Annotated in this window: 6 protein-coding genes and 1 pseudogene; 2 read left to right on the top strand and 5 right to left on the bottom strand. The window is 44.9% G+C overall.

All coding sequences use genetic code 11. From position 1 onward, the window contains the following. The 5 genes from AC1DUA_RS21115 to bcp form a co-directional block, all read right to left on the bottom strand. On the bottom strand, window positions 1–642 hold a 642-nt coding region (locus AC1DUA_RS21115), incomplete at its 3' end, for an AAA family ATPase (RefSeq protein WP_477501645.1). 65 nt (window positions 643–707) lie between these two features. Next, window positions 708–2,162 carry a polysaccharide deacetylase family protein gene (locus tag AC1DUA_RS21110; RefSeq protein ID WP_477501644.1) on the bottom strand — a complete coding sequence of 485 codons (1,455 nt, stop codon included), beginning with the start codon at window positions 2,160–2,162 and terminating at the stop codon, window positions 708–710. A gap of 192 nt (window positions 2,163–2,354) precedes the next feature. Beyond that, on the bottom strand, window positions 2,355–2,561 hold the full coding sequence (locus tag AC1DUA_RS21105) for a hypothetical protein (protein WP_477501643.1): 207 nt from the start codon (window positions 2,559–2,561) through the stop codon (window positions 2,355–2,357). Then, window positions 2,536–3,255 carry a hypothetical protein gene (locus tag AC1DUA_RS21100; RefSeq protein WP_477501642.1) on the bottom strand — a complete coding sequence of 240 codons (720 nt, stop codon included), beginning with the start codon at window positions 3,253–3,255 and terminating at the stop codon, window positions 2,536–2,538. Before AC1DUA_RS21100 ends, AC1DUA_RS21105 begins: the two co-directional genes overlap by 26 nt. 184 nt (window positions 3,256–3,439) lie before the next feature. Continuing rightward, complete coding sequence (bcp, locus tag AC1DUA_RS21095; protein ID WP_477501641.1) at window positions 3,440–3,919, bottom strand: thioredoxin-dependent thiol peroxidase; 480 nt, start codon at window positions 3,917–3,919, stop codon at window positions 3,440–3,442. A 169-nt stretch (window positions 3,920–4,088) separates the two neighbouring features. Between bcp and AC1DUA_RS21090 the strand changes: the two genes are divergently transcribed. Together AC1DUA_RS21090 and AC1DUA_RS21085 are read left to right on the top strand one after the other, a co-directional pair. After that, window positions 4,089–5,336 carry a DUF6612 family protein gene (locus AC1DUA_RS21090; RefSeq protein WP_477501640.1) on the top strand — a complete coding sequence of 416 codons (1,248 nt, stop codon included), beginning with the start codon at window positions 4,089–4,091 and terminating at the stop codon, window positions 5,334–5,336. Window positions 5,337–5,484: 148 nt separating this feature from the next. Continuing rightward, window positions 5,485–5,571: pseudogene (locus AC1DUA_RS21085) on the top strand (DNA-binding response regulator); the annotation flags it as partial.

The following is a 5,571-nucleotide window of genomic DNA, read 5'->3' as shown; positions in this document are numbered from 1 at the left end:
CTGCACAAACTCATCCTGCACAATAACCGGCTTCACCTGATCGATGGGATGACGATCCTGGAGTCGGTCTAGCATCAGAATCTCTTGATCCGGCGTCGGATAGCCTAATGATAGCTTCATCAGGAAACGATCCATTTGCGCTTCAGGCAGCGCGTAAGTCCCCTCGTAGTCTACGGGATTCTGAGTGGCGAGCAAGACGAATGGTTTCGGCAGTTCATAGCCCACTCCATCCACCGTGACCCGCTTCTCTTCCATCGCTTCCAGAAAAGCAGATTGCGTTTTGGGAGAGGTCCGGTTGCATTCATCTGCCAATACGATTGGCGTCATTAAAGGCCCAGGACGAAATTCAAAGTCACATGTCTTCGCATTATAAACAGACACGCCCGTCACATCGGACGGCAGCAAATCCGGCGTGCATTGTATTCTCTTAAACTCGCAACCAATGGTTCTTGCCAAAGCGCGTACCAGCATTGTTTTTCCTACGCCCGGCACGTCTTCCAATAAAAGATGACCGCCGCTTAACATCGCGATAAACGCCTGCTCGATCGTCTCTCTTTTGCCAACAATGACTTTCTCCACGTTCAGGATCATCCGTTCCACGAGAGGCTGCGGCTGATCGAATATTCGTGTCTTCGACTGCATAGTCAAGAAGCCTCCTTACATAAGGGTATGCTTCTAGTTTTTCCAGTCTTCTACTATTTTAGACATTAGCCTGCTAGGGCAAATAGAGAGTTTTTAAGAATACTATTATTTTCTTTCAGCATATAGAATTGCCGGAATGCCATTGACACTTCCCGCCTATCGGCTTCCATCACCGTGTCCGTAATTCTACCTCCTAGCGAATCTACCGTTTTGCGCAGGGGCACAACCATCGTCCCTTCCTGCAACTCCATATCAGCCAAAGAGTAGGTTGCTACGCTATTTCCCAAAGCATAGGCGCGAATCGTTCTTGTTGGTAAGTCATATTCAATATCATAGATGCCATAATGGGCATTTGCTGTCTTGGTTTTATCCTGCCACTGTACATTTCCACCTAATTTCTCAATTAGAAAACGCAATGAGAGCTCAATGCGATTTGATCGCAATTGATATTGCGCTGGCTCCAAGGTAACGCTGTTCCATTGCGAAAATTGGATCTTGAGCGGCACAGTCGGCTTGATAGCGAGGAGTGGCGACTCTTCCTCTGCTGCTGCCACCTTTTGCTTCACTAGTTGATCGTCTGTATTCTTTGGCTCCTCCTTGATCTGCTGTAGGCCCGGGTGCTGATGTACAGTCGCATACTGCTGTGTTTCCTCCCATAACTGTTGAAAATGGGCCGCACTCATGTTTCTTGACCACTTGGATTTCCCCACCTGGAACTGCTTCGGCTTCACATCAGTTGTCAGAGGCGCGAAGGCATAGCCCAGATTTTTATAGTATTCGATCACTTTAGGCAGGATCTCTACCGTCGATTCATGCCCCGTGCCATCATGAAACAGAACCGTCAATTCGTGCTCAAGCGGCGATTCCTTCACCGTTTGCCAGATCTCACTCGCCGGTACATGAGCTCTCTTCGAATCTCCGCTGTCTACATTCCAGTCCACGACGGTATAACCCGCTTTATCCATTAAATAGTAGTAATAGGCATCGAAATTCGTGTAGGTTCCTCCGGGAGCGCGCACCAATTGCGGGCGGGTATCTGCGATGTCGGCGAACACTTCCTCACTGCGCTGAATTTGATCCCAAAACGTTTGGAAATCGCTATAAAGCTCTTTATATACATGATCATAGGAATGATTGCCTAAGGTATGTCCATCTTTCAAAATTCTTTTCACCAGATCTGGATGTTCTTTGGCTTGTTCGCCTAGCGCGAAAAACGTAGCTTTCACACCTTCTTTTTCTAAAATATCTAGAACCTTGCCCGTTAGCTTGCTAGGACCATCATCGAAGGTTAAATAAACCGTAGGCTGCTCAGGTGTTACATATTTTTTCTCTTCCTGCTGCAGGCGCTTGCCCGTTTTGAGCTTTTGATAGATCTCTTGCTCATCTTTTGCGGAGTTTCCATCCTCCTCCGTGGCCTTTACAGGGACAGCAGAGAGAAACAGTGAAACTAGTAGTAGGATGACCATAGTGAGTTGAATACTTTTCCGTTTACTGGCTGCATGTTGAACTTGAAAACGCATGCGATGATCCCTCCGCTTGTTCTATCATTTTACTAACTGATAGAGTATATGGGAGATAAACGGGTAGTATGTCTCTTGGCTAGCAGTATTTTGAGAAGTGTTCTAAAGTAACCCTTAGCATCCCCCATCTATCGTAATTCGGCTTAGCAGCAACCGAAAAAAGCTATCCTCCCAAATCGGGGGGATAGCTTTTTATTTTTCTTTTAAAGAAAACTGCCTGATGCGAATAAACTCAAGAATGTCATTAAGTTCACGGAACTTCTCATTAACCATACGTCCATCCGTATGATTGTGAATATGGAAAGGATCATACTTAGTTATCCTAACCGGTGTTCCATTCTGATGATAATGGGCGTGAAACTTCATGTAAAAATTACTCTTTAGAATCTCTAAACTCAACCTTTTGCCTCCTGAGCAAGTGCCACCAGACCTGAGCATCGGTTTCTTCTTCGGGGTTCAAGTTGCTTTTGGCACCGAGCGTCCATTTGAATTCGCCACCGTATTTTTCTTCATACATAGCAATTTGACGTGTGTAGTAAGCGAAGTCACTTTCCTCAGGCATTTGGACACTTTCGGATTCTTGTTTATGCCACATCATAACGACGTCTCTAACCATAATTCTCTTTCCAGATGGAGTAATGTACTCGGTATCTTCTGGAATGTAATTATGCTTGTTACCTTTCGCGCGTTTGATACCAACAAAACGTTCTTGATCCATCCAATTATGAATAGTTACCACACTGACTCCAAAATACTTGGACAACTCTCCAGGTGTAAATTCTTTAACTGGTGTCAAATTAACAACGGACTCAGTCAGTTCGTTTGCAAAAGTATTAGGAACTTCTTGTTTTGTAGCTTGAACCAGAGCATGCTCTAAGAGATGAGAGAATTTTTCTTTGAATAACTCTTCATTTTCAAAGATCGATTCATCTAGTGACTGAACAATTACGTCATTATTCTTCACTGCATGTGCCAGTACCTTGAACAACAACACACTGTTGTCATAACTGCCTAACTTCAGTAATTCCAATGCGATTTCATTGGAATGTTTACTAAAAAAATTCTTTTCCGCATATGTAATAGGCATTAACATCACCCCACATCTCCAGTCTACCTAATTAATTTGGAAGTTTCAACCATCTTCTTAATTATTCTTAATGTAACTTAAAATAACTTAAATATATTATTATTCAGCCTCCTAAATTTTAAACCTAATTATCTGAAATCAAAATAAAAAAACAAAAAGACTGCCGAAAATATCTCGACAGCCCCTTCTATTACAGTACCTCAACCGCATCCAGCACCAACTGAACATGGTTTTTTATCCGCACCTTACTCCATTCCTTCACGATGTATCCTTCCTCGTCAATAAGAAAAGTCGAGCGTACAATGCCCATGTACTCACGGCCATACAGTTTTTTGAGTGCCCATACCCCGTACTTCTCGGCCACCTGGTGGTCGCTGTCAGAGAGCAGTAGGAAAGGCAGCTCATATTTCGCGATAAATTTATGATGGGCGTTCAGTTCATCAGGGCTAATGCCGATTACTTCGACCCCGAGCTCGGCGAACTTCCCGTTATAATCGCGGAAATCGCAGGATTCCTGCGTACAGGTCGGCGTGTTATCTTGTGGGTAAAAGTAGATAACCACCTTTTTCCCTTTGTAATCATGCAGGGATACGCTGCTGCCACTCGATGCAGGCAGTGTAAAATCTGGGGCAAGACGTTTGACCGTCTCTTGTTCTTTTTTCTTAGCCATTCTATGAACGCTCCTCTATCCAGTCCTTCTTATCTCCCCCCATTATGCGATATTTGCAGGCTCACATCAAACCTCACATCTAACAGCCATGACCAAAACTAGCGTAAATCATGAAAAACATGGTAGTTTTAATAGGATGGTATAAAACTTAAAGGAGTGAAGAATCGTCATGCATCCTATCCAACGTATGTCATTACTCTCTACATTGGGACTGACACTAGCCCTCCCTACATTATCAGTCTCTGCCGCAACAGCGGATGATAGCGCACTTATTACACGCGGGCAATTCATTAAACAAATCACCGACGAACTGAAACTGACACCTTCGAATAAGCAAACTGTTTTGCCTACTGACGTCAGTCCGGATTCTCCTTATGCTGACACCGTACGTATCATGCGTGAACGTCAAATCCTACAGGGATATTCGGACGGCACCTTCCGTCTGAACCAAGCGGTCAGCCCCGCAGAAGCATCCCTCATTCTAGGGAGATTCCTCGGTTTAGCTGACAGTAAGGCAAGCGCCGCTTTGCAGAACGAATTCAGCGTTGATTTCAGCGGCCAAACTGCCGGAATTACTCTTGACACGGCAGGATCAGCCATCAAAAAAGCGTTAGCGAACGACCCTTCGGTGTCCTCCTGGCTGGTTGCTGATCCTGCTTCACCAACTGATCTGAAAACGTTCCGCGGTCACATGGAGATGGGCATGCAAATCCAGTTTCATCCCAATGCGGGATATCCTTTGGACAACCTGCAGACATCTGTCAAATCAGACATCAGCTACAATAAAGATCAAGGCCTTCATCAATCCATTACGACTACCGCACCAGGTTCAGATATGGTAATGAAAACAATCAAAATGGACCAATACATGGTCAGCCAAGGTACTTTCATGTCGATGCCTAATGCAACGAATGACGGCATTGAATGGATTGATATGTCCAAGCAGATGCCATTTACCTTCGAGCAGCTGATGGAGCTGCAGAAGAAAAGCATGGACGTGAGCAAAACCTTGGTAACGCCATATTTCTTCTACAAGGATCTTGGCACAACCGAGAAGGATGGACAGAAGCAGCGCAAGGTCTCTATCCGAGGCAAGTTGACCAACACCGCCGATATTGTCAAAACATTGAGTGGACTTGGCGGCAGCCAGGACGCGTTCAAAGAGGTTCTTAACTCCCCTGCGATTGCAGGAATGAGCGTTTCCTTATCCGCTGTGCTTACTGTAGATGAGCAGACCAAACTTCCTGTCAGCATGGATGGAGAATACATCGTGGAATATGGCGAAGATCCGAGTATTCCGCTTGATCATGTGGATATGACCATGTCCATGACCTATCAGGATGTGAATCAGCCGATAGACATCCAATTACCTGAGGAAGCTAAGAATGCGAAGCCTCTTCCTACGCCAGCTCAATAAGCACATAAGATGAACCTTAATTTCCACATTTTGTGGAGATTGAGGTTCTTTTGTGTTTGGCGGTGGAGACTGTCCATGCGCATTCGCACTTGCCGCTTTTTTCCATTAAAATGAATGTTAGAAATTTATCCCAAGCAGGTGATTCCTTATGTTTAAAATATTGCTGATCGAAGATGATGCCACCCTCTTCACGGAAGTGAAGGACCGGCTCGCTCAGTGGTCCTACGATGTGCAT

Source organism: Paenibacillus sp. 01T422, from assembly GCF_056398785.1.
This window is presented reverse-complemented; position numbering and strand designations above follow the sequence as displayed.